Source organism: Treponema endosymbiont of Eucomonympha sp. (assembly GCF_001028545.1).
Genome location: NZ_BBPW01000264.1, coordinates 1 through 851 on the forward strand (window position 1 = coordinate 1; position 851 = coordinate 851).

The 851-nt window shown below is 61.2% G+C and carries 1 protein-coding gene; it reads left to right on the top strand.

Features of this window, described 5'->3' with window-relative positions; translation table 11 throughout:
* Positions 1-54 precede the first annotated feature (54 nt).
* The gene (locus AWU74_RS06425; RefSeq protein ID WP_306701034.1) at positions 55-642 is read left to right on the top strand and encodes a non-canonical purine NTP pyrophosphatase; all 588 of its coding nucleotides are present in this window, start codon (positions 55-57) and stop codon (positions 640-642) included.
* The last annotated feature ends 209 nt before the right edge of the window (positions 643-851 follow it).

The window sequence follows — 851 nt, forward strand, 5'->3', positions numbered from 1 at the left end:
CCGAGATCTACACCCTTCCCCTCACCGACGCTCTTCCGACTTGAGCTGCGCGCTATTCTGCCCGAACACGAAATCAGGCTGCCGTCAGACGCGGGAATCGTCTGCGCACCGAAGGAGACGGGGGCGACGTTTCTGGACAACGCGCTGCTCAAGGCGCGGGCGCTGTATGCGCTGGTGCACGAGCCGGTCGTCGCGGACGATTCGGGGCTGTGCGTGGACTGCCTTGGCGGGCGGCCGGGCGTCTATTCCGCGCGGTACGGCGGGGAACGGGGCGGGCGGCTGTCGGTTTCGGAACGGAACGCGCTGCTCCTGCGGAAAATCGGGGACAGCCCGCTGAGGAGCGCCCGCTTTGTCTGCGCTATGGCGCTGTTGCTGGACGAAAATCGGTTGTGCTTCGTGCAGGAAACGCTCGAAGGGGAAATCATCCGGGACGGCGCGCGCGGGACAGGCGGGTTCGGCTACGACCCGCTTCTATACCTGCCGGAACAGGGCTGCACGATCGCGGAGTTGTCCGAAACGGAAAAAAACGCCGTCAGCCACCGCGGCAAGGCAGGGCGGGGAATCGCCGCAGTATTGCGTTCGGCTTGCGCCGAACGTTCGAGTTTTTTGGGGAAACCGCCACACGCTGTAGCGTGCTACTGAGCTTGCAAAGCAAACTCGCGGCAGAAGTAAAGCCCCTTTTCGGTCAGCGCTCGCCGCCTTCGTCCCCAGAATCCGTATGTTGGTTCCTAAGGTCTGAAGGCTCGTTCCCAGAGTACAGCGGTTTGTTTTTAAGGTCCAAAAATTTATCCCTAGGTAGTGTGGACTTAAAGGTAGAGGAACAAACACCTGACATGAATGGCGGCGATGAA